This window comes from Telluria sp. ZT3P26 (assembly GCF_059686035.1).
Genome location: NZ_JCASII010000005.1, coordinates 101767 through 120459, shown reverse-complemented (window position 1 = coordinate 120459; position 18693 = coordinate 101767). Strand labels below are relative to the sequence as shown.

Genomic DNA, 18693 nt, shown 5'->3' with positions numbered 1-18693 from the left:
CATTGTGCTCACCTCGTGCTCACCATTTGTTGTAGGGGATGCCGTTCAGCCCCACCCGCGCGGAGCGCGAATACACATCATAGACATCGTCGCCTTCCTGCGGTTGATCCGGCTCGCTGGCGTAACTGCGCTTGCCCCAGGTGGCGGCGTCATCGAGATCGCGCTCCGGCGTGAACGGGTCGCGCGGAAGGCGCCGCATGAAATAGATCTTCGCCTGCTTCGGGCTGCGCAGGTCGGGCACGCCCTGCACCAGCAATTCCAGCCGCGCCGGATAACCGCTGGCGTCGGCGGCCCTGGCCACGCGGCCCTCGTCGGCGGCCTTCTTGTACGCATCCAGCCCGGCGCGGATCTCGCGCAGGCCGCGCCGCAGTTCCTGCTCGTCGCGGCGCTGCACCGTCACTTCGGCCACCGGCAGCACCAGGGTGCCGAGCAGGCCCAGGATCGCGAGCGTGACGAGCAGCTCGATCAGCGTGAAGCCGTGCCGCGCGCGCATGCCCCGGGTCGTCATCGCGGCTGCGCTGGCGGGGTCGCAGTCGGCTGCACGTCGCCCGGTGATGGTTCAGGCGCGACAGGCTGACCCGGCGGCGCCGATGGCGGCGAGCCCAGTTGCGGCGTGGCCGGCAAAGCCGACGGCGGCACCGAGAATGACGTCGCAGGTTCCCGCGACGGCGGCGGTGCGACCGGCGTCGTGACTGTCGTCGTCGTCACCGTCGCTGGCGGCGCCAGGGCCGGTGTCGCAGGCCGCGCGCCTGTCGTCGGCATCAGCACCTGCGGGCGCACAGCATTATCGGGGCGGCGGCGGAAGCTCGCTTCGGTGCCGGCGCCGAATTCGGACGCCGACGCGGGCGGGCGCTGCACCGCGCGCACGATGCGCGGCGTGATCGACAGCAGGATCTCGGTGCGTCCGCTGCTGTCGGTCTGGCTGCCGAACAGACGGCCGACGATCGGCAGGTCGCCCACGCCCGGCACCTTGGTGCCGCTGCTGCGGTCTTCGTTGCTGATCAGGCCAGCGAGCACCTGGTTCTCGCCATCCTTCAGTTGCAGCATGGTGGTCGCCGAGCGGCTGCCGATGCGGTAAGCCACGGTGCCGTTGCGGGTCTCGACACGCTCGCCCAGCGTGCTGACTTCGAGGTTGATGCGGATCGCCACTTCGTTGTTCAGGTAGATGGTCGGCTCGACATTCAGCGTCAGGCCCACGTCCAGGTAGGTGATGTTATCGGACGCAAAACCGCCGATCCCCGACGACACCGTCGCCGAGATATTCGGGATCTTGTCGCCGATGACGATCTTGGCCTTTTCCTTGTTGCGCACGCGGATGCGCGGGTTGGCAAGCGTCGTCGTGTCGCCGTCGGTCTTGCTGGCGTTGAGCGTGGCGCTGATCGGGCCCGTCGCGATCGTGCTGCTGTTCAGGCCACGCAGCTGGTCGATGGTCAGCACATTGCCGTCGAACGACGTCAGTGGCGAGAACCCGAGCGACGACGGCCAGTTGATCCCCAGGTCCATCACGCTGCTGCGGTTGATCTCCAGCACCTCGACGTCGAGCATCACTTCAGGCTCCGGCACGTCCTGCAGCGCCACCAGCTGCGTGGCGATGCGGATCGCTTCCGGATTGTCGCGCAGGATCACCAGGTTCAGTTTTTCATCGACCACCACGTCGCGGCTCTTGAGGATCGTCTTGAACGTGTTGGCGATGGACTTGGCGTCGGCGTTCGCCAGGAAGAACGTCTTGACCGTCATTTCCTGGTACTCACGCAGCTTCGCCGCGACGTTCGGGTAGATCAGGATCGTGTTGCCATCCATGACCTGGCGCTCGAGCTGGTTCGTCATCAAGAGGTAGTACACCGCCGCTTCGACGGTGCTGTTCTTCAGGAAGATCGAGGTGCGGGTATCGGCCTTGACGTCCTTGTCGAAGATGAAGTTCAGGCCCGAGTGGCGGGCGATGATCTCGAATACCTGCTTGAGCGGGGCATCGCGAAATTCGAGGCTGATCGGTTTGCGGTAGCTGGCCGCCAGCGCTGCCGGGCCGGATGGCGCAGCGGCCGCCTTCTCGTCGATCTCCAGCAGCAGCAGGCGCGCCGCTTCGTGCGCCGGGCGCTCGGTCAGCACGGCCGCGAGCTTGTTGCGCGCGGTGTCGACATCGTCCTTTTCGAACGCGGCGCGCGCCTCGATCAGTGCGGCCGCATGGCGCCGGTCCGCCTCGACCTGGCGCAGGCCCGCGCGGGCGCGGTCGTTGCCCGGGTCGATGGTCTGCACGCGCCGGTATTCGCTGCTGGCCACGTCGATCTGCCCGGACGCCAGTGCGCGGTCGGCCGCCTCCACCATGCGCACGACGGCGCCGTCGCGCGCGCGCAGGAACGCCGCCTTGTATTCGGGATTGCCGGGATCGGCGGCCAGCGCCTCCTGGTACTTAGCCAGGCCGGCGCCGACCTTGTCCTGGGCCACCAGTGCGTTGCCCTCCTGGTAAGCGCGCTGCGCCGCGCACCCCGCGAGAAGAAACGGCAACAGCAACAGGGTCAATCCCTGCATCGGCGAACGGGCCATCAATCGAATACTCCAATATTGAGCTGCTGGACCTGGTCCAGCGGCAGGTAAGTCAGGGTCAGCGTGGGCGGACGGATCGCGTCGACGCGATAGGCGCCATCGATCGTCGCGCCGTCGCGCACGAGATAGGTACGGTCGTTGCGGGCCAGGTAGATTTCCCACACGCCGTCCTGCAGCGATTTGCCGATGTACTTGAACGGCAGCGGTGGCGCCACGGGCGGCGGCGGTGGCGGCGGCGGTGCGTTCGATGGCGGCGGCGGTGGCGGTGTCCAGTCGTGGCGCGCAAACAAGGCCTGCTCACCCTCGCCGAAGCGCTCGCCGTCGGCGCCGATCAACTCGTCGCGCGGGACCAGCCGGACGATCGCGGTGTCCGCGACCGGCCTGGCCACCGCGACCGCCGTGCTGCGCGCGGGTGCAGTGGCGGCAGTTCTGGCCCCACGTTCGGCCGGTTCGGCCAGCGTATCTTCAGGCGTGTTGTCGCCAAAGACCACCAGCCCGGCGGCCAGCGCCAGCGCGCCACCCATGGCGATGTGACGGGGCTTCATCGCGCCTCTCCCGGTGTTGTGCTGCGCTCGGCCAGATAGAACGTCAGGCGCAGCCGCGCATCGACGCCCGCCTCGCCGATGGCGTCGCGGCGAAACGCCACGTCGTCGAGCGAGGCATGCGGGACCGCGCGCAGCACGTCCATCGCGAACTGCCAGATGGCGCTGTAACTGCCCTTGACGGGCAGGTTGACCTGGTAGGCAACCAGCCGCGCATTGCGGTCAACGGTGGTGCGGTACTCGCCCTGCTCCAGCGTCAAGCCATGACGCGCGGCCAGTGCGAACACCGCTTTCAACTGACGTTCGACGCTGCCCGCATCGCCCAGCGTCGCGTAGAACTGCGCCAGGTTCTGGTCGCTGCTCGGTGGCGGCGCGCTTGGTGCCGGGCGTGGTGGCAACGGCGTGCGTGCGAGGCGGCGGGCCGCCTCGTAGTCTGCGTCGAGCCGGGCGCGCGCCGGCACCAGCGCGACCTGCACCGCTGCGCCGGCCACGATCAGCGCCAGGACCAGCGCCGTCAACGGATTGACGCGCGCGAGCAGCAGGCGCGCGCGGAGTGGCAGGGTCGCGAGCGTCATGGCGTCCCCCATTGCACGCTGACCTGGAAGCGCAGTGGCCGGTTCGGGTCTTCCTGCATCACTTCATGGCGCATCAGCACCACACTCGTGAACCATTCCTCGGCCTGCAGGCGCGTGATGTAGGCCAGCATGTCGTCGCTGTTCCTGGCTTCGGCGCTGATGCGCAGCGTGCGCCGCTTGGCGTCCGGCTCCAGCGCCAGCAGTGCGATCGACGCTGGCGTGGCGTCGCCCAGCGCTGCCGCCAGGTCGCGCCATGGCAGGTTCAGTTGCTGCACGGCGGCGTTGACGGCGGTGACCTGCGCCGGCGCCAGGGTCACCCTCGGTGCGGCGGCCACCACGACGGGCGGCGGCGCACTGCGCACGGCCAGCGCCGCCTGTAAGTCGGTCAGTTCCTGCTGCTGCTCGATGTAGCGCTGGGTCATGAACCCTGCGGGCACGCAGATCAACAGCACGACAGGCAGCATGAAGATCACACGTGGCGGCGTGCGAAACAGCGTGCGGCGCAGGCCCGGCTGGGAAAAATCGATGCGGGTGCGCTTCACGCGGGCACTCCCGTACGCGCCAGCCGCGCCAGATCGGACCAACCGTCGCCAGCGTTCTGCTCCAGCAGGCTGCACGCGAATTTCAGGCGCCCCGGGCTGCTGCCCCAGGCGGCCGGCGCGGCGCCGCACAGTTGCAGGCGTTCGGGCCGTCCCACGCCCACGCGCAGCGCTTCGCGCGCCACGTGCGATTCCAGCCAGTCGCGATCGGCGCCGGCCGGGACCGGGCTGCTGCGCACGGCCATCAGGAGCGCGCCGTCATAGGCCGCGAGCGACAGCACGCCGCCATGGACCTGGCCGAACCACGCCCCTGCCCTGCGCGCCTGGCGCCACTGATTGAGCGCGGCCACGAATTGCGGCCGGATGTCGACCAGGTGAAAGCGGTGGGTCTCGGCGGCCAGCTGCAGGCCATCGAGCAGGTTGCGCGGCGCGGCGCTGGCCAGGAACGGCTTGGCCGCATCCCAGTCGGCGCGGATGACCCACTCGGCAGGCGGCGCGCCGAACAGGTGCTGGAAGCGCAGCGCGGCCGCCCCTTCGAGGTCGCCCATGCGCGTGGCGCCTGGTGGCGGCGTGACCTGCCACAGCCGTATCAACTCATCGGCCAGCACAACACTCACCGTCCAGCCGCCAGGGGCATGGTCGGCGAACAGCGCGGAGAGGCCGGTGGCCAGCGCATCGGGCGCGAACAGGTCGAGACGCTGCTCGGCCAGCAGCACGGGCGCGCCGCCGAACAGGCGGTTGACCCTGATCAGGGCCAGGCCCTCACTGGCAATGCCGATGCGCAGGGTGTGTCCAAAAAGCAGGTTGGTCCGCCTAAGCATGCAGGGTCACCCGCTTGATTTCATCGATGGTGGTGGCGCCGCGCCGCACCAGGTCGAGCGCGGCCAGGCGCAGGCTGCGTGTGCCGTTGGCGTGGGCCGCGGCCTTGATGCGGCGGATCGGCTGCTTGTCGACGATCAGTTCGCGGATCTCGTCGTTCAGGGTCAGGATTTCGGCGATCGAACGGCGGCCCTTGTAGCCGGTGCCACGGCAATCGCCGCAGCCCTTGCCGCGCATGAACAGGTAGTCGCCCACCTCGGCGCGTTCCAGGTGCACCGAGGCCAGTTCGAGATCGGTCGGGTCGTGCCGCTCGCCACAGCGCGGGCAGTTCATGCGGATCAGGCGCTGCGCCCAGATGCCGTTCAGGGCCGAGACGAATGCATACGGATCGATGCCCATGTGCGTGAAGCGCCCGAACACATCGAACACGTTGTTGGCGTGGACGGTCGTCAGGACCAGGTGACCGGTCAGCGCCGACTGCACCGCGATTTCGGCGGTCTCGCGGTCGCGAATTTCGCCGACCATGATCTTGTCCGGGTCGTGCCGCAGGATCGAGCGCAGGCCCTTGGCAAACGTCAGGCCCTTCTTTTCGTTGACCGGGATTTGCAGGATGCCGGGCAGCTGGTATTCCACCGGGTCTTCGATCGTGATGATCTTTTCGCGGCCGTTGTGGATTTCGGTCAGCGCCGCATACAGCGTCGTGGTCTTGCCCGAACCGGTGGGGCCCGTTACCAAGAGCATGCCGTAGGCCTCCTGCGCCAGGTGGCGCAGCGTGACAAGGGACGGCGCGTCGAACCCCAGCGCTTCGAGCGTGAGCGAGCCATACGCCTCGATCATCGCGCGCTTGTCGAGGATACGGATCACCGCATCTTCGCCGTGGATGCTCGGCATGATCGACACGCGCAGGTCGATGTCGCGCCCGGCCGCCTCGACCCTGAAGCTCCCGTCCTGCGGCACGCGGCGCTCGGCGATATCGAGTTCGGCCAGCACCTTCAGGCGCGAGATGATGTGCTCGGCCAGCTCGATGCCGCCCACCGTCGTGGCGTGATCGAGCACGCCGTCGACACGGTATTTCACGGCCAGGCCGCCGGCCGTGCTTTCCAGGTGGATGTCCGAGGCGCCGGCTTTCAACGCGTCGTACAGCGTCGAGTTGACCAGCTTGACGGCCGGGCTGCCAGCTTCGGACACCGACGCGAACGACAGCACGGTACCGATCTTGCCATCACGCCGGCCATCGGCCGCCCCGCCGACGAGCGAATCGACAGCGCGCGCCGATTCCTCCTGCTTGGACAGGTAGGCCTGGATGTCGGCCTGCTGCGCCAGGCACAGTGCAAGCGGCCGGCTAGGCGTGGCGCGGGCCTGCGCGCCGAGCCACGTCTGCAGATCGAGATCGAACGGATCGGACACCACGCCGACCAGGCGCCCGTCGGCGTGGCGCAGCAGCGCGCAGTGACGCGACAGTGCCTGCGCCAGCGGCAGCAGATCGAACGCAGGCGCGAGCAGCAGCATCTCGCCCGTTTCCATGACGGGGAGCGCAAACAGTGCGGCCAGGCCGTCGACCAGTTCGCGCGCATCGCGCCCGGTCAGCGCTTCCAGCTCGGCCACGAGGCCCCGGCGCGACACGTTCGCGGCTGCTCTGGCCTGCGCCAGAACGACAGGATCGAACGGCGCGGTGGTCACGACATGTCCCCTGCCAGATCGAAGATCGGCATGTACAGCAGCACGACGATGGCGCCGACCACGAGGCCAATGGCGGCCATCAGGAGCGGCTCGAAGGTGCGCGTAAAGCGGTCGATCCAGCGCCCGATCTCGCCATCGTAGAACGCGGCCGACTGGGTCAGCATCGGCCCCATCTCGCCCGTGCGTTCACCCACGCGCAGCATGCGCAGCGAGATCGGCGTGGTCAGGCCGTGGGCCTCGAACGCGTTCGACATCGGCTCGCCCGACTCGATCGCGGCGCGCGCCGCCGCCAGGTTTTTGGCCAGGTGCGGCGAGACCATCTGCTGCACGGTCTCGATGGCGCCGACGATCGTGATGCCGCCTTCGGTCAGCATGCCGAGCGTCAGGTACAGGCGCGAGAGTTCATACACGCGGGCACGCTCGCCGATGCCGGGCACGCGCCGCAGCAGCCGGCCCATGCCGCCGCTGCGGCGCAGGTGACGGATGCCGGCCACGATGCCGGCGACCACCAGCACGGCGCCGAACAGGATCGCCGTCCCGTGGCCGGACGCGAACTGGCCCCAGTCGAGCAGCCGCTGCGACAACCACGGCAGGTTTCGGCCCGCACCCTGGTAGACCTCGGCGAATTTGGGCACCACGTAGCCGATCAGGAACCCCGAGACACCCCCGCCGACCATCAGCAGGATCACCGGATAGATCGAGGCGCTGACGATCTTCGCGCGCACGGTGTCGATGCGCTGCTGGTAATCGATGTAGCGCGTCAGCGCGCGCGGCAGGTCGCTGGTGCCTTCGGCGGCGCGCACGATGCCGATGTACAGCGGCGGGAACAGCGCCGGCTGCGCTGCCAGCACGGCCGAAAAGCGCTTGCCTTCGCGCAGGCCGCCGAGCAGGCGTTCGAGCACGGCGCGGGTGGGCGCGGCGCTTTCCTTTTCCAGCAGCGCTTCGAGACTTTCGACGATGCCCAGGCCCGCATTGAGCAGCGCGAGCAGTTCCTGGCTGAACAACACCAGTGACAGTCTGGCGCCGCGCGAACTGGCCAGGCGCGCGCCACGCGCCGGTTCAACGGCGCTGACGAACAGGCCGCGCGCCTCGATCTGGCGGCGGGCATCCTGCGCGTCGAGGGCATCGACGACGAGGTTGGCGATCGACATGTCGGGCGCGAGGGTGCGAACGGCGAACTGCATGGGGCGGCGCTGTCAGGTGGGTGAGACGAACAATAATGTGAACAATGAGGCGAACAACGTCGGTCAGTTCGACGTGATGTCGGCGTTCTCGCCAACGCCGCCGGGCTGGCCGTCCTTGCCGAGCGAAAGCACCTCGTATTCCGCGCGGGCGCCGGGAGCGCGGTACTGGTACGCATTGCCCCACGGATCGAGCGGCACGGCTTTCTTCAGGTAGGGGCCGTTCCATTTGACGCCGGCGCTGGGCGGCGCCGTCATCAGGGCGGCCAGGCCTTCTTCGGTGGTCGGGTAACGACCGACGTCGAGCCGGTAGGTGTCGAGCGTCTTGTCGAACGCGTCGATCTGGGCCTTGGCCGCGGTGACTTCGGATTTGCCGAGCTGGGAAAAATATTTCGGGCCGACATACGCGGCAAGCAAACCGATGATGACGATCACCACCAGCAATTCCAGCAACGTGAACCCGGCGCTGCGACGCGCGGCGCCCCGTTTCATGGCAAAGAACATCGACCGACTCCTCATCTGCTGCTCAAAAAAAATCCCTGTGAACGGTATCACGGGGTATAGCAAAAGGACAACTCTTGTTTTGAGATACCACCCAACGCCGACACCGATGCGTCGAGCATGAACGACAAAGCGCGCCGGGGCGCGCTTTTGTCGTTGACGTTGCGACGCGTCAGTTGCTTGCTGCGCCGTTGCCCAGCTGGCAGGTGCCGGCCACACAGACCGCGCCCGGATCGGCTTTCATCATGCAGGTCGACACCATGCCACTGGCCGTGAGCGCGGCCTTGGTCTCGGCATACGAGCGTTCGGACAGCGCGCGCAGCGCATTGGCGTCGCTCTTTTGCGTGGAGTACGGCAGGTATTCCTGCGGGCCCCCACATGCCATCGCGCCCACCGGCAACGTGCGGCATTGCGCGTTGTCGCTGCATGACGGCGTGCCGATCTGGCGCCGGATGTCGGCCAGCGTCGTGGCCGGCGCCGTGCTGATGGAGGTTTCACCCTTGACCTGAGCGCGGACGGGACCCTGGGCCTGGCTCGTGCAGGCGGCGCAGCTGACGAGCAGCAAAAGTAGGAGTTTGTTCATGAGCCTATCTTCGCGTGCGATGGGCGTGTGGTCAAGCGAAATGCGACTGCTGCGCCGGCCACGATTTTCTTCACGCACTGTCGCGCGGCCGCCACGCCTGAGCTGGCCTTGGTGATGGTCAGAGCAGGCGCAGCGCCAGGCAGCGCGCCACCGCATGCGCCCGGTTGGCCACGCCGAGCGCGCGGTAACTGCGCTGCAGATGGTTCTTCACCGTCAGCGCGCTGATGCCGAGCTGACGCGCCACTTCTTCGTTGCTGCAGCCGGCGCGCACGCCGTCGAGCACGGCCAGCTCGCGCCCGCTCAGGGGCCGCACCGGCGCATTGCCGGCGTCCTGCCCGGCGCTGGCTGCCACTGGCATGCGCAGCAATCCCAGATGCAGGTACGGCAGCAGCAACTGCAGAAAATAGGCCTGGCGCGCATCCGGGCGCGACGGCATGCCGAGCAGCGCGAATACCGTGCCGGCAGCGCCCTGCGGCGCGCTGCCGTGCACGAGCGCATGCTCGACGCCCATCGCGCGCAAGACGCTGTCGTTCGCATCGATCACCGTGGGCATGGCGTTCCCCGCCTGCCAGCGCGCCACCAGTGCCGGCGCCACGCCGGTCTTGAGGTGCGCCAGCGCAGCGCGATCGAGCACGGTGCGATGCAGGCACTCGACATGCGCGACGGCGCCCGCCGCATCCAGTGTCACGCACAGCATGATCTCGTGTGGCAGCAGCGCCTGGAATGCGCCCTGCGTCCACAGGAACAGCTGGCGCCGCTCGACCAGTCCGACGCCCGATTCGATGGTGCGCAACAGGTATTCCTGCTCCAGCTTGTCGAGGATCGTCATGCGGCACCCGCCAGCGCCGGCAGGCCGGCGGTGAAGCGGTAACCGGCGCCGCGCACGGTCTGGATGCGGTCGCCCTGGCCGTCCGGCCCCAGCGCCTGGCGCAGGCGGCCGACATGGGTGTCGACGGTTCGTTCATCGAGCACCGCATGACGGCCCCAGACCCGGTCGAGCAATTGCGGCCGCGAATGCACGCGCTCTGGATGGCGCATCAGGAATGCCAGCAGGCGAAATTCGATGGGGCCGAGCAGGACCGGGCGGCCACCGGCGCTCACCTGCAATGTGTCCGGATCGAGGTGCAGGCCACCGTCGCGCATGGCGGCGGCGCCAGCCGGCGTCAGGCGACGCAACACGGATTGCGTGCGCGCCAGCAGTTCGCGCGGACTGAACGGCTTGGTGACGTAATCGTCCGCGCCCGATTCGAGCGCAAGCACCTTGTCGGCCTCGGCGCCCCGCCCTGTCAGCATGATCAGGCCCAGTGCGCGCGTGCTCGCCTGCGCGCGCAGCCGGCGCACGAGGGTTTCGCCGCTCTGGCCCGGCAATTCCCACTCGATCAGCAGCAGGTCCGGCAATCCCTGCGCCAGACGCTGCAGCGCATGTTCGGCATCCGGACAACAGGTCACCAGATAGCCGGCATTGCCGAAATTGAGCCTCAATAATTGCTGGACAGCAGGATCGGGGTCGACCGCGAGAATCTGGACTGGCATGGTGGCATATGTAATGTCTGCACGACAATACAATGACTATGCCCCAAGGTGCCAATGTTTATAAATACAATTTCTTTAACGTATTTATATGCTTGAAGAATAAATCCGGCGCAGCGACCTGTCAGTCGCTGCGCCGGATTGACCGGCAGTGCAGGATTAGCCGCGCTGTTGCATCCGGCGGGTGGCGCCGATCAGCAGCAGGCCGGTGGCCAGCAGCAGCCATTCGCCTGGTTCCGGGACTTCGGCGATCTGGGCCACCTGTGCCAGGCCAGGCGCGTTCACGGTGACGTCGGCCAATTTGTCTGCGATCACGTCGATCGAGAACAGTTCGGCGTCAGCGCCAAGGTAGGCGTCGAACGCGTCGTTGAACAGTGCCACGGTGAACAACGTACGCAGCGGCTCATTGCCCAGGTCGAACGCGACGTCGAACGAGAACAGGCCACCGAAGGCCAGCGCCTGGGTGAAGAAATTCTCTCCCGTGCTGTTGCCCAGGACCGCCCCGGTGGCCACGGTGCCGCTGGCGTCACCCACATACATTGCATCCCCAACGAAGTTGCCGCTGAAGTTGCTCAGACGGGCGACTGACTGCCCCATGTCGCCACCACCGTTGAAGCCCAGGTCGAGGAAGCCGGTGCTGCCGGCAAGTGAAGACGTGTCGAGCGAGACCCGGTACATCGGGCCAGCCAGCGCGGCAGGCGCGCCAACCGCGATCGAGAACGCCAGCATGGCGCGAAGAAACAGAGCGTAAAGATTGTTCATGATGATTCCTGATCAGAGCGCGCCGGAAACCAGCTGCGGGGTGTAAGTAATGGACCGTTTGGCGCTATTGGTGAACGTGGTGGTGAATGTGACGGTGGCGCCGGGCGCGATGCTCGCTTGCGGCAGCGTCAGGTAAGGCGCGCCGGCCCGCATGCCGCTGCTGCCGTCGAGTGTCACGCCGCTCGGCAAGCCCTGCATGACGAAATGCAGTGGACCGGTGAGGACCGTGGCACTCGTGTTGGTGACCGTGACCTTGCCACTGTATTTGCCGGTAAGACGGTTGATCGCAAAGCCGCCAATATCAGCACTGACCGATGCCGTGACATCGCCGAACGCCGGCGTCAGGTTCAGGCTCACCACCAGCGGATCGTGATCCGATGCACGGTAGGCGTTGTCGCGGTACGGATCCTGCGCGGTGTCGTTCAGGTTGTAGTCGATGGTTTCCGGCTCGTCGGCATTGCTGTGCCACTCGGCGGCGCCCACCACTTGCGCGGCCAGCGAGCTGCTTGCCAGTGCGTGGTCGAGGTAGCCCGACAGGCCGTCGAACACGTACGAGTACGGCATTGCCTCGGGGCGCACGAAACGCTCGAGCAGGTTGACCATGCCGGCCACGCCGGTCAGGTGGTTGATCGGGCTTTCGAACGCGTAGGCGTTCAGGTCACCAATGACCAGCACGTCCGGGTCGCCGGCGGCCGCGATCACCTGCGGGATGAAGTACGACGTCAGGCGCTGGGCCTGCTGGGTGCGGGTACGATCCCAGCAACCTGCGCCATTACCCGGATCGGTATCGCCGGCGCCGGCGCCACTGCAACCGCCCTTGGATTTCAGGTGGTTCACGACCACCGAGAACTTGCCTCCGCCATTGCCGGCCATGAAGGTCTGGGCCATCGGCGCACGGTTGTTGATCGCGTTGCCATCCGACAGCGCACCGCCCACCAGCGACACGACCGACGGCTTGTAGATCATTGCCACACGGATCGCGTCGGTACCCAGTGCAACCGGCTGCGGCACCACGGCGTACTTGCCCGGCGCCGTGGCGGCGTTGAGCTGCTCGACCAGGTAGCCCACCGCGATGTCACGGTTGTTCTGGATTTCCATCAGGCCGACGACGTCGGCGTCGAGCGCGGCCAGCGACTTGACGATCTTGTCGCGCTGGCGGATGAACTCGGCCGTGTTGTCGGCACCGCGGCAGTTGCCGGCGGACGTCGAGTTGCCGATGGTGCAGCCCTGGCCGGTGCGGCCCCAGGCGTCGCGCCCGTCGGTAAAGGTCGTGAAGAAGTTCAGCACGTTGGCGCTGCCGACCTTGATGCCCGCTGGCAGCGTTGGCGCCGGGGTGCGTTCGTTGGTGCGGGCGAAGGTCGGGGCCATGGTCGGCTGCAGCTTGAAGCCGGCGCCACCACCGCCCAGCGCGCCATAGTCGATAACGCCCGTCAGGTCGGTGACGGTGTCGCCGACGCGCACGGTGCCGTCTTCGGCCAGGTACGGAATCACGGCAGGCGCGACAAAGATGCCGTCGTCCAGCACGATCTGGTTGGCCTGGTGCTCCTGGTACAGCGCCAGCGCTTCGGGCGAACCGAGCGGGAAACGGTTGGTTGGATTTTCGCGGCGGCCATTGGCCAGGATCAGTTCGCCACGGTCACCGACGTTGCGGTTGCCATTCACCGTCAGTGGCGACGTGAAGCGCACCAGCATGCCTTCGACGCTGGCCAGGTCGGCGTTCGGCAACACGATATTGGTCGGCGTGATGGCCGGACCGGTACCCAGGCGCTGCACGCCAGTGACATTGGAGAATTCGGTGTAGGTGCGGTTGGCGCCAGTCGGGCGGTATTCGATGATCGTCCCTGTCACGCGCACCAGTTCGCCGATCGGCGCATCGGTCGGCGCGCCAAAGACGTACAGGCCGTCCGACGTCGACGGGTCGCCATCGCCGGCGGCATCCTGGATGAAGAAGCCGCTGCCGATCTTGGCCGTGATCACGCCCTGCGTGGACTGGACCGTGCCGACATACGGGCTGGCCGCACCCGAACCCTGGATGGCCGGAATGCGCAATTCACCAGCGACATTGACGTTGATGGCGCAGGTTTCGGCGTCGCCGGCGACATTGCCGAACTGGACCTGGACCGGATAGCTGCCGGCGGCCAGCGTGTCGGCAATGACGAGCTGCGCCTGGGCACGGCCGCCGACGGCGCCGGCGGCTGCGAAGTCGAGCAGGCTGATGCCCGGACGGGCGCCAGCGATGATGCTGGCGCTGTTGACGATGCCGTCGCCGTCGATGGCCGACAGGACGGTCGACGAAGCGCTGCCCTGCGCGACCTGGACCGCCGTCGGGCAGGTCAGCACGATCGGCTGCACGACCGGGCCGCCGCATGCCTGGATGGCCGACGCCATGCTGCGCGGGCCGGTCACGGGCGCGCCAGCAAAGTCGTCACGGTTGTTGTCGGTATCCTGGCAGCCGAGTGCCGCGCGCTGGATCGAATTGACGGTCGACGGGGCCGGTGCCGGCGCGCCCTCGGCGCGGTTGGCGCTGCCGAAGCCCACCAGGTCGATCAGGTTCGTGCCCTCGCCCGCCGGCATCTGCGTCGCAATACCGGACAGCGCCACCTTGCCGCCGCCTGCCGCCATGTCGAAGCTGGCGCTGGTGGCGTCGCCCGTGCCCACCGGCATGGCGTTGGACTGGGTGCCGCTGCGACCGACCATCAGGAAGTATTGACCTGGCTTGAGTTCCACAGCCGGCAAGCGCGTGACCGATCCCCAGTTGGTGCCGGTCGCGGACTGGTATTGCAAGCTCATGCCATCCAGGCTGACTGGCGAAGAACTGCGATTGAACAGTTCGACGAAGTCGTGGCTCCACTGACCGCCAGCGTTGTTCGAATGGGCATACAGCTGGCTGATCACGACGTCGCCCGGGGCAGCCGAGGCTGTCGCGGCAAAGCCCGCAATCAAGGTCGCCAGCAGCGTACGCCGTGGCATGAAGGATGCAAAGGTGGTCATGGATTCCCTGTTGGTTGTCATGCAAGGCATGCTTGCGGCATTCATTAACAAAATCATAGTAAATGCGCAAATTGACAATATGATGACGCTGCATTAGTCCGAAGGAACCAATCTTCATCATGCATACAACACAATTGGAAATTACCCTGCCAAAACGGTCGTTGCTGCGGGGCTGGTCAGGTGTCTGACGCAGATGCATGGCCCCGGGACGGGCGCAGCGGAACGGATGTCGGGCAGGAGCGGTCAACGACCAGGTGACGGACGAGCGCAGTGCCGCCAGCGTGCAGCAGGCAGAATTGATGGGTGTGGCAAAGTGTGACTTGGCCGGTGTTGGCCAGGTGATAGCGAAGGCGGAAACGCCGTGGTGTGTCGTGATGCCGGGGCGGTCAAGACGACTGCCCCGGCATCAGCGTGGTACAGCCTGATGAATTACGTTACGCGCGCTTGTAGATGTCTTCGAAGCGAACGATATCGTCTTCACCCAGATAGCTGCCCGACTGCACTTCAATGATGTGCAGCGGCAGTTTGCCCGGGTTTTCCAGACGGTGGTTCATGCCGATCGGGATGTACGTCGATTCGTTTTCGGACAGCAGGCTGACCGTATCGCCGCACGTCACGCGCGCCGTGCCCGATACCACGACCCAATGCTCGGCGCGGTGATGGTGCATCTGCAGCGACAGCTTCTCGCCCGGCTTGACCGTGATGCGCTTGACCTGGAAACGGTCGCCCGCATCGATGCCTTCGTAGTGGCCCCATGGACGATACACCTTGGTGTGGTGCAGGTGCTCGGTGCGCTCTTTCGACTTCAGGTGTTCGACCACCTGCTTGACACGCTGCACCTGGCTCTTGCTCGTGACCAGCACGGCATCCTGGGTTTCCACGACAACGATGTCTTCGAGACCAACGACGGCCACGATGCGGCTTTCGGCACGCACCAGCGAGTTTTTCACGCCATCCAGATACACGTCACCGCGCTGGGCGTTGCCGTTGACATCTTTCGGCTGGGTTTCCCACAGCGCCGACCACGAACCGACGTCATTCCAGCCGATGTCGGCCGGCACGACTGCGGCGTCACGCGTGTGCTCCATGACCGCGTAGTCGATCGAATCGGACGGGCACGCCGAGAAGGCGGTTTCGTCGAGGCGGCAAAAATCGAGATCGCGGTACGCGGCGTGCATGGCCTGGTTGGCAGCAGCGGCGATGGCCGGCGCATGCTCTTCCAGTTCTTGCAGGTAGCGCGCGGCGCCGAACATGAACATCCCGCTGTTCCAGTAATACGTGCCTTCGGCAACAAAGCCTTCGGCAGTGGCAGCATCCGGCTTTTCGACGAAGCGCGCGACGTTGTAGCAATCGCTGCACTCGGCCACCGGTTCGCCGCGGCGGATGTAGCCGTAGCCGGTTTCCGGCGTTTTCGGCACGATGCCGAACGTGGCCAGCTTGCCGGCCGCGACCAGACGGGTGGCGCGCTCGACCGCTTCACGGAAGGCTTGCGCATTCTCGATGACGTGGTCGGCTGGCAACACCAGCATGACAGCGTCCGGGTCGATCTGTTGCAGGTGGTGCGCAGCCGCAGCCACGGCCGGCGCGGTGTTGCGGCCGACTGGCTCGAGCAGGATGCCCAGTGGCGTGATGCCCACTTCGCGCAACTGTTCAGCCACCATGAAACGGTGATCATTACCGCAAACTACCAGTGGCGCCATCAATCCAGGCCAGTTCGTCACGCGCAAGGCAGTGTCCTGCAACATGGTTTTGTCGGCAACCAGTGGCAGCAACTGCTTTGGCAGAACGGCACGCGACAGGGGCCACAGGCGGGTCCCGGCGCCGCCGGAGAGGATGACTGGATAGATCTTCATGCGCTGACTTTCTCTTTCTTTGACTCGTTGGTGTCCGGGGTGTCCTTGCGGCGCGAGGTGCGACGATCACGTGCATTGAGCCACTCTTCGGAAGAATATTCGGAAGTGTGCTTCATCTCGCCATTTCGGTCGACACTGTATTCCTTGAAGACAATCATTTCATTCAATGTTACATCATGCAACACCCGCGTGTACTCGAACAGGACGCTGCGAACGACTTCGGCGCCTTCGCAGATGTGGCTGCCATGGCCGATCCAGGTCGGGCCAACGATACGCGTACCGGCTTCGATCTTGCAACCGGAACCGATGTACACCGGGCCTTCGATCGTGGTGCCTTCCCAGTCGATGCTGGTGTTCAGGCCAACCCACAGACCCGGCTTGATCTGGATGCCCGGCACGTGCATGTGGTTCACTTCGCCGGTCAGCACCGTCTGCAGCACTTCCCAGTAGTCGCTCATGGTACCGATGTCGAGCCAGTTGAACGGGCGGCCCTGGGCGTAGAACGGCAGGCCGCGCTCGGCCAGCAGCGGGAACAGGTCGGAGCCGATATCGAACGACACGCCCGACGGGATCAGGTCGATGACTTCCGGCTCGAAGATGTAGATACCAGTCGAGATGAAGTTGGACTTGGCGTCGGCTTCGGCTGGCTTTTCCTGGAATTCCTGGATGCGGCCTTCTTCATCGGTCACGACCACGCCGTACGACGAGACTTTGTCCCATGGCACTTCTTTGGTGATGACGGTGGCCATCGCGCCCTTGCGGCGGTGTTCCATCAGGGCTGCTTTGAGGTCCAGGTCGATCAGCGCGTCGCCGCACAGCACGACCGTCGTGTCGTCGAAGAAGCCACCGAATTCCTGGATTTTCTTCATGCCGCCGGCCGAGCCGATCGGCATCGGCACGACTTCGCCGTCGTCCTTCGTGTAACCCTCGAACGAATAGCCGATCTGGACGCCGAACTGCTCGCCTTCACCGAAGTACTCTTCGATTTTTTCATGCAGCCAGCTGACGTTGACCATGATCTCGGAAATGCCGTTTTTTCGGAGGTGGTCGACCAGGTAGGCCATCACCGGCCGGCCCAGCAGCGGAATCATCGGTTTTGGCAGATCGTAGGTGAGTGGACGCACGCGCGTCCCTTTGCCTGCGGCGAGAATCATGGCTTTCATTCGATGTTCCTTTGAATTATTTGGCAGTGGTTTGGTAGCGCCATACATCGGCGCACATTTGAGCGACATCGCGTTCGGCGGTCCAGCCGAGTTCATCGCGTGCCTTGGCCGGGTCGGCGTAGCATTTGGCCACGTCGCCAGGGCGGCGGTCGACGATCTGGTAGGCGACCTTGCGGCCACTGGCGGCCTCGAACGCGCGGATCATTTCCAGGACGCTGTTGCCGCGCCCCGTACCGAGGTTGTAGGCAACGATGCCCGGGCCCTTGGCCAGGCGGTCCAGGGTCTTGACGTGGCCGATGGCCAGGTCGACGACGTGGATGTAGTCACGCTGGCCGGTGCCGTCCGGCGTGTTGTAGTCGCCGCCGAAGACCGACAGCTTCTCGCGCTGGCCATTGGCAACCTGGGCGATGTAAGGCACGAGGTTGTTCGGAATCCCGCTTGGCTCTTCGCCGATCAGGCCGCTCTCGTGGGCGCCCACCGGATTGAAGTAGCGCAGCAGCGCAATGCGCCAGTCGGGCTGGGCCTTGGCCAGGTCTTGCAGGATCTCTTCGATCATCAGCTTGCTGCGGCCGTACGGATTGGTGGCCGACAGCGGGAAATCTTCGCGGATCGGCACCGAGGCCGGGTCGCCATACACGGTGGCCGACGACGAGAACACGAGCGACTTGCAGCCGAACTTGGCCATCGTTTCGAACAGCACGACGCTGCCCGAGACATTGTTGTCGTAGTAGCGCAGCGGCTCGGCCACCGATTCGCCCACGGCCTTCAGGCCGGCGAAATGAATGACCGCTTCCGGCTTGTGCTCGGCAAATGCCGCTTCCATCGCTGCGCGGTCACGGATATCGGCTTCGACAAAGGCGAACGGCTTGCCGCTGATGCGCTCTACCCTGTCACGCACCGACAACTGGGCGTTGGACAGGTTGTCGAGCACCACCACGTCGTGACCTGCGCTCTGCAGTTCGACGACGGTGTGCGAGCCGATGTAACCAATGCCGCCAGTAACGAGAATTTTCATGTATTGCTCTCTGCTTTCACTTGTAGTGATCAATTATTGTTTGCAATAACCTTGTTGCCTGATGTTGCCTGCTGCGCTTTCTTGCTATTTTTACTACACCCTGCCCGTCACCGCTTCTCTCGTCAGGACCAACGAGCGGGCGACAATCGACGCCATGGTGTGACTAGGATACATCCGGTCGACCCCGCGCACGATATCCTGTTGTGCAGCGAACAAAAAACCGCGCGTGCCTTGCTGCTACGGACCAGGTTGCTCGACCGTACGCCCTGTGACGCAATATTGCTGCATAGCGTCATAGCAAAGCTTATCTATTTTACAAGCCTTTTGCAAAAAGCGCGCGCGCGCATGCTTGTACGTACTGGCAATCTGGCAGCAATGCCCCGCTTTACCGCGCATTGGCATGCCGGTTGGCAGCCGG

At 65.7% G+C, this 18693-nt stretch carries 17 protein-coding genes; all 17 read right to left on the bottom strand.

Annotated elements, in window-relative coordinates; all coding sequences use genetic code 11:
• Window positions 1–19: 19 nt before the first annotated feature.
• Window positions 20–508: a type II secretion system protein gene (locus AC56LN_RS16990; RefSeq protein WP_499573481.1), complete on the bottom strand. Its 489-nt coding sequence runs from the start codon at window positions 506–508 to the stop codon at window positions 20–22.
• Complete coding sequence (locus AC56LN_RS16985) at window positions 505–2541, bottom strand: secretin GspD/PilQ domain-containing protein (RefSeq protein ID WP_499573477.1); 2037 nt, start codon at window positions 2539–2541, stop codon at window positions 505–507. The genes AC56LN_RS16990 and AC56LN_RS16985 overlap by 4 nt, the downstream gene beginning before the upstream one ends.
• Window positions 2541–3086 carry a hypothetical protein gene (locus tag AC56LN_RS16980; RefSeq protein WP_499573475.1) on the bottom strand — a complete coding sequence of 182 codons (546 nt, stop codon included), beginning with the start codon at window positions 3084–3086 and terminating at the stop codon, window positions 2541–2543. Before AC56LN_RS16980 ends, AC56LN_RS16985 begins: the two co-directional genes overlap by 1 nt.
• The gene (locus tag AC56LN_RS16975; protein WP_499573473.1) at window positions 3083–3658 is read right to left on the bottom strand and encodes a hypothetical protein; all 576 of its coding nucleotides are present in this window, start codon (window positions 3656–3658) and stop codon (window positions 3083–3085) included. The genes AC56LN_RS16980 and AC56LN_RS16975 overlap by 4 nt, the downstream gene beginning before the upstream one ends.
• Window positions 3655–4200: a PilN domain-containing protein gene (locus AC56LN_RS16970; RefSeq protein ID WP_499573471.1), complete on the bottom strand. Its 546-nt coding sequence runs from the start codon at window positions 4198–4200 to the stop codon at window positions 3655–3657. The genes AC56LN_RS16975 and AC56LN_RS16970 overlap by 4 nt, the downstream gene beginning before the upstream one ends.
• Complete coding sequence (locus tag AC56LN_RS16965; RefSeq protein WP_499573469.1) at window positions 4197–5018, bottom strand: hypothetical protein; 822 nt, start codon at window positions 5016–5018, stop codon at window positions 4197–4199. The genes AC56LN_RS16970 and AC56LN_RS16965 overlap by 4 nt, the downstream gene beginning before the upstream one ends.
• Window positions 5011–6696 carry a GspE/PulE family protein gene (locus AC56LN_RS16960; RefSeq protein ID WP_499573467.1) on the bottom strand — a complete coding sequence of 562 codons (1686 nt, stop codon included), beginning with the start codon at window positions 6694–6696 and terminating at the stop codon, window positions 5011–5013. Before AC56LN_RS16960 ends, AC56LN_RS16965 begins: the two co-directional genes overlap by 8 nt.
• Complete coding sequence (locus AC56LN_RS16955) at window positions 6693–7880, bottom strand: type II secretion system F family protein (RefSeq protein ID WP_499573464.1); 1188 nt, start codon at window positions 7878–7880, stop codon at window positions 6693–6695. The genes AC56LN_RS16960 and AC56LN_RS16955 overlap by 4 nt, the downstream gene beginning before the upstream one ends.
• A 63-nt stretch (window positions 7881–7943) precedes the next feature.
• Window positions 7944–8381 carry a type II secretion system major pseudopilin GspG gene (gspG, locus tag AC56LN_RS16950; protein WP_499573461.1) on the bottom strand — a complete coding sequence of 146 codons (438 nt, stop codon included), beginning with the start codon at window positions 8379–8381 and terminating at the stop codon, window positions 7944–7946.
• A gap of 169 nt (window positions 8382–8550) precedes the next feature.
• Window positions 8551–8961, bottom strand: a complete 411-nt coding sequence (locus tag AC56LN_RS16945; protein ID WP_499573459.1) for a hypothetical protein — start codon at window positions 8959–8961, stop codon at window positions 8551–8553.
• 118 nt (window positions 8962–9079) lie between these two features.
• Window positions 9080–9790 (bottom strand): LuxR C-terminal-related transcriptional regulator, encoded by a 711-nt coding sequence (locus tag AC56LN_RS16940; protein ID WP_499573457.1) that lies wholly within the window; start codon window positions 9788–9790, stop codon window positions 9080–9082.
• Window positions 9787–10494 (bottom strand): winged helix-turn-helix domain-containing protein, encoded by a 708-nt coding sequence (locus tag AC56LN_RS16935; protein ID WP_499573455.1) that lies wholly within the window; start codon window positions 10492–10494, stop codon window positions 9787–9789. Before AC56LN_RS16935 ends, AC56LN_RS16940 begins: the two co-directional genes overlap by 4 nt.
• 156 nt (window positions 10495–10650) lie before the next feature.
• Complete coding sequence (locus tag AC56LN_RS16930; RefSeq protein ID WP_499573453.1) at window positions 10651–11253, bottom strand: NF038129 family PEP-CTERM protein; 603 nt, start codon at window positions 11251–11253, stop codon at window positions 10651–10653.
• Window positions 11254–11265: 12 nt separating this feature from the next.
• A complete protein-coding gene (locus tag AC56LN_RS16925) occupies window positions 11266–14244 on the bottom strand; it encodes an ExeM/NucH family extracellular endonuclease (RefSeq protein ID WP_499573451.1) in 2979 nt (992 codons plus the stop codon).
• A gap of 434 nt (window positions 14245–14678) precedes the next feature.
• Window positions 14679–16097: a mannose-1-phosphate guanylyltransferase/mannose-6-phosphate isomerase gene (locus tag AC56LN_RS16920; protein WP_499573449.1), complete on the bottom strand. Its 1419-nt coding sequence runs from the start codon at window positions 16095–16097 to the stop codon at window positions 14679–14681.
• Entirely contained in the window at window positions 16094–17260 is a 1167-nt protein-coding gene (locus AC56LN_RS16915) for a nucleotidyltransferase family protein (protein WP_183550210.1), read from the bottom strand. The genes AC56LN_RS16920 and AC56LN_RS16915 overlap by 4 nt, the downstream gene beginning before the upstream one ends.
• 16 nt (window positions 17261–17276) lie before the next feature.
• The gene (gene galE, locus AC56LN_RS16910) at window positions 17277–18275 is read right to left on the bottom strand and encodes a UDP-glucose 4-epimerase GalE (protein ID WP_499573447.1); all 999 of its coding nucleotides are present in this window, start codon (window positions 18273–18275) and stop codon (window positions 17277–17279) included.
• Window positions 18276–18693 lie beyond the last annotated feature (418 nt).

Excerpts from the sequence above, each read along its gene's own strand:
- AC56LN_RS16935 (WP_499573455.1), bottom strand. The coding sequence starts at position 10,494 with ATGCCAGTCCAGATTCTCGCGGTCGACCCCGATCCTGCTGTCCAGCAA.
- AC56LN_RS16920 (WP_499573449.1), bottom strand. The coding sequence starts at position 16,097 with ATGAAGATCTATCCAGTCATCCTCTCCGGCGGCGCCGGGACCCGCCTG.
- AC56LN_RS16990 (WP_499573481.1), bottom strand. The coding sequence starts at position 508 with ATGACGACCCGGGGCATGCGCGCGCGGCACGGCTTCACGCTGATCGAG.
- gspG (WP_499573461.1), bottom strand. The coding sequence starts at position 8,381 with ATGTTCTTTGCCATGAAACGGGGCGCCGCGCGTCGCAGCGCCGGGTTC.
- galE (WP_499573447.1), bottom strand. The coding sequence starts at position 18,275 with ATGAAAATTCTCGTTACTGGCGGCATTGGTTACATCGGCTCGCACACC.
- AC56LN_RS16955 (WP_499573464.1), bottom strand. The coding sequence starts at position 7,880 with ATGCAGTTCGCCGTTCGCACCCTCGCGCCCGACATGTCGATCGCCAAC.
- AC56LN_RS16975 (WP_499573473.1), bottom strand. The coding sequence starts at position 3,658 with ATGACGCTCGCGACCCTGCCACTCCGCGCGCGCCTGCTGCTCGCGCGC.
- AC56LN_RS16965 (WP_499573469.1), bottom strand. The coding sequence starts at position 5,018 with ATGCTTAGGCGGACCAACCTGCTTTTTGGACACACCCTGCGCATCGGC.
- AC56LN_RS16945 (WP_499573459.1), bottom strand. The coding sequence starts at position 8,961 with ATGAACAAACTCCTACTTTTGCTGCTCGTCAGCTGCGCCGCCTGCACG.
- AC56LN_RS16930 (WP_499573453.1), bottom strand. The coding sequence starts at position 11,253 with ATGAACAATCTTTACGCTCTGTTTCTTCGCGCCATGCTGGCGTTCTCG.
- AC56LN_RS16925 (WP_499573451.1), bottom strand. The coding sequence starts at position 14,244 with ATGACCACCTTTGCATCCTTCATGCCACGGCGTACGCTGCTGGCGACC.
- AC56LN_RS16915 (WP_183550210.1), bottom strand. The coding sequence starts at position 17,260 with ATGAAAGCCATGATTCTCGCCGCAGGCAAAGGGACGCGCGTGCGTCCA.
- AC56LN_RS16980 (WP_499573475.1), bottom strand. The coding sequence starts at position 3,086 with ATGAAGCCCCGTCACATCGCCATGGGTGGCGCGCTGGCGCTGGCCGCC.
- AC56LN_RS16985 (WP_499573477.1), bottom strand. The coding sequence starts at position 2,541 with ATGGCCCGTTCGCCGATGCAGGGATTGACCCTGTTGCTGTTGCCGTTT.
- AC56LN_RS16940 (WP_499573457.1), bottom strand. The coding sequence starts at position 9,790 with ATGACGATCCTCGACAAGCTGGAGCAGGAATACCTGTTGCGCACCATC.